Genomic DNA, 3,782 nt, shown 5'->3' with positions numbered 1-3,782 from the left:
TAAAAGAATCAGATTTATATAATGTTCTTCAAGCGTGATGATTTCCCTTCCTGTTCTAGGAATTTATTGTTGACTGTACTGCACCGGTTTCAGATAACGTTCTGTGTTCACGACGTCCCACCGACTTAAGGCGACGAAGTCGCCGGGCGCGATGCGCTTAGTCGGTGCGGATGTGTCCGGCTGATTCCGCTTCCTTGCTACTGCCAATTACTTCTTCTCTGAATCCACTTCGGACTCCTGCCGGACCGAGGGCCGAATGGCCCGAAGCGTGAACATGGTGTTATACGCAGTTGTTCTTCCTTGCTACCTTCCTCGATTATTCTACGTGATCCAACTTCAGAAAAGTAAATCCGACCTCGAATGTATCCAGAACCTTACCCCCGCTGCTTCGATCATGCCCACTTCTCGCTGTCTCTAGATACGTTAACTGATTTCACTACCTGCCTTGTACTTGAACTATATTGGCGTGAGTATTCATCAGTGTGATTTCTTCTTGAACAACTTCACATTGTACCTCTCAACACTACCGTATCCAGAACCTTGCCCCCGCTACCTCGAATTTGCCATCTTCTCGCTGTATCTAAGTAACCTTGAATCTGCTTCACGATCTAAACTAGAGCCCTAATAAAAAATCAAATTTCTTAAAAACTCTTCCTCGAGTGGGCAATTGCGTATAACGTTGATGCATTCACGACGTCCCACCGACTTAAGGCGACGAAGTCGCCGGGCGCGATGCGCTTAGTCGGTGCGGATGTGTCCGGCTGATTCCACTACCCTGCTACTGCCAATTACTTCTCTGAATCCACATCTTACTCCTGCCGGACCGAGGGCCGAATGGCCCGAAGCGTGAATGTGCTGTTATAGGATGTTCCCGCCTTCCTCGAATCTCTCTGACGGCTTTTCCTAGAGCTTCACCGAGATATATTCAACAAACGGCTTTTCCCATTACTTCATCGAGATACTTTCTATAGATGGCTTTTCCCAACGCTTCATCGAGATACTTCCTACAGACGGATTTTCCCATTGCTTCATTGAGATACTTTCTACAGACGGCTATTCCCCATTGCTTCGTCGAGATACTTTCTACAAACGGGCTTTTCCCATTACTTCATCGAGATACTTTCTACAAACGGGCTTTTCCCATTACTTCATCGAGATACTTTCTACAGACGGCATTTCCAATTGCTTCGTCGAGATACTTTCTACATACGGCTTTTCCCATTGCTTCGTCGAGATACTTTCTACATACGACTTTTCCCATTGCTTCGTCGAGATACTTTCTACATACGGCTTTTCCCATTGCTTCGTCGAGATACTTTCTACAGACGGCTTTTCCCATTGCTTCGTCGAGTGACATCTATGATTTGTATAGTTCTTAGCGGGAATTTCCTATAACGTTGATGTGTTCACGACGTCCCACCGACTTAAGGCGACGAAGTCGCCGGGCGCGATGCGCTTAGTCGGTGCGGATGTGTCCGGCTGATTACGCTTCCCTGCTACTGCCAATTACTTCTCCGAATCCTCATCGGACTCCTGCCGGACCGAGGGCCGAATGGCCCGAAGCGTGAACATGGTGTTATACGCTGTTGCCCTCTTCTTCGAATATCCCACGAAAGATTCGTTGATCTTAACCCTGCCTTCAATATGCCTTGATTCATTTACAATTCAATACAGTCGGAACAACATTCCAAAGTACATCATGCGCCTAAGTGATGTGCCGGCTTTCAATAATGAATGTGTTCCTGTACTGGTTTGAATATTTTTGATTGAATCAAGGCTTTTCAGGGTTAAGATCTGTTCAACGAATCTTTCAGTCCCAACCCTCAAAATCGGCATTTGAGTTCAAGGCGCGGGCACGGATGATTCGACCTATCGAAGAAACTGGCGTGACCATCGATAGACAAATTTAGAATTATCCGATCTTCTTGAATAATCTTCCCTCGCCCTTGAATTCAATATGCCTTGAGGGTTGGGATGGGATGATCTTCATTGTTTTAGGGCAATTGCGTATAACGTTAATGTGTTCACGACGTCCCACCGACTTAAGGGCCGAAGGCCCGGGCGCGACGCGCTTAGTCGGTGCGGATGTGTCCGGCTGATTCAACTTCCCTGCTGCTGCCAATTACTTCTCCGAATCCTCATCTAACTCCTGCCGGACCGAGGGCCGAATGGCCCGAAGCGTGAACATGGTGTTATATGAAGCTTCCGGCTTCTTGAGAAACCTACAAGTGAATTAATCACCATTTATCCGCGGGGAATACCCAAAGCTGTTCTTAATTCCCCATAAAAATATAGTAAATTGGGTAATTCATCTTTTTTTAGATTATCAAAATTCTTCTTATAGAGATTCAATAGTTCAATATACTGTCGATAAAAAATAAGGGAATCTCTAATGAATCTGTTCGATTTGACTTCAGTTAAATATAAATCTAAATCAGAAATTTGTTTTGATAAGTAAAATAAAAGTTCTTCAAAGGTGCTTTGTTCAAGTTCATTTGTTCTCTTTATTTCTTCATCTATCAAACAATACCATTCATTATCTCTTTGAATTATCTCTTTGATTGGACCAAGGAATAATTGAACTTTGAGTTGTTTTCTTCTATTTTTTGAAAATAAATAAGTGATGGAAGCAATCATTAACGCAACACCACCATAAGCATTAATTGGTTTCGGAAGTTTCATATAACGTTAATGTGTTCACGACGTCCCACCACCTTAAGCCCGAAGGGCGGCCGCGATGCGGTTAGGTGGTGCGGATGTGTCCGGCTGAAGTCGCTTCTCTGCTACTGCCAATTGCATCTTCGAATCCACATCTAACTTCTGCCGGACCGAGGGCCGAATGGCCCGAAGCGTGAACATGGTGTTATCTGATGCCGGTGCCTTCTTGAGTTACTTACAAATACTTATTCTCTTATTCAAACATTTAATTAAAAAACGGTTGCGATTAGGCAACCGTGTTCTTTTGAAATGTTCACCAATGTACTTGGAGCTTATTTTTACTTGGATCATAAAAATGAAAATAATAATGACCATCTTCTTCTACCATTTCATCTACTTCAACATTCTGATCAATTAATTCCTGACGGAATTTATGAATTTCTTGGCAAGTAAAGCCAACAGAAAATTCTGGTTTTCCGTCTATTATTAAGTGGCCTCTCGAATTTGTATCCGCCTTAACTAAAACAAGTAATGGCCCTTCTTTCAATTCAAATACAGCTAATTCTTTATTCTGTCTTCTAAGGTGAAATCCTAAACATTCTGTGTACCATCTTACTGACTCTTCTAAGCTTATTACTGGTATACGGAAATAATGGATTTTCCCAATTAATGACATTTTTGTTGTCTCCTTAAAAGAATCAGATTTATATAATGTTCTTCAAGCGTGATGATTTCCCTTCCTGTTCTAGGAATTTATTGTTGACTGTACTGCACCGGTTTCAGATAACGTTCATGTGTTCACGACGTCCCACCGACTTAAGGCGACGAAGTCGCCGGGCGCGATGCGCTTAGTCGGTGCGGATGTGTCCGGCTGAATTCACTTCTCTGCTACTGCCAATTGCATCCTTGAATCCACATCTGACTCCTGCCGGACCGAGGGCCGAATGGCCCGAAGCGTGAACATGGTGTTAACTGATGTCGCCCTCTTCCTGTAAAACCTACAAGCTTACTTCTTCTTTTCCTGCTTTATTAATGTAAGATTCTTTAGACCATTCTTTTCAAACTCTATTTCATATTGTTCTTCTATTTCATACATTCGTTCTTTATGTTCTGCCTTCAAATTA

Annotated in this window: 3 protein-coding genes; all 3 read right to left on the bottom strand. The window is 43.2% G+C overall.

The window, feature by feature from the left end; translation table 11 throughout:
- Positions 1-63: 63 nt before the first annotated feature.
- Positions 64-207 carry a hypothetical protein gene (locus tag ACFPOF_RS28720; RefSeq protein ID WP_378138831.1) on the bottom strand — a complete coding sequence of 48 codons (144 nt, stop codon included), beginning with the start codon at positions 205-207 and terminating at the stop codon, positions 64-66.
- A 2,037-nt stretch (positions 208-2,244) separates the two neighbouring features.
- Entirely contained in the window at positions 2,245-2,682 is a 438-nt protein-coding gene (locus tag ACFPOF_RS28715) for a hypothetical protein (protein ID WP_378138830.1), read from the bottom strand.
- 289 nt (positions 2,683-2,971) lie between these two features.
- Positions 2,972-3,334 (bottom strand): VOC family protein, encoded by a 363-nt coding sequence (locus tag ACFPOF_RS28710; RefSeq protein ID WP_378138829.1) that lies wholly within the window; start codon positions 3,332-3,334, stop codon positions 2,972-2,974.
- Between the last annotated feature and the right edge of the window lie 448 nt (positions 3,335-3,782).

It is taken from the genome of Cohnella soli (genome assembly GCF_042655525.1).
In the GTDB taxonomy this organism is placed as follows: domain Bacteria; phylum Bacillota; class Bacilli; order Paenibacillales; family Paenibacillaceae; genus Cohnella; species Cohnella soli.
The sequence above is the reverse complement of the archived record's forward strand: the minus strand, read 5'-3'. Positions and strand labels throughout refer to the sequence as shown.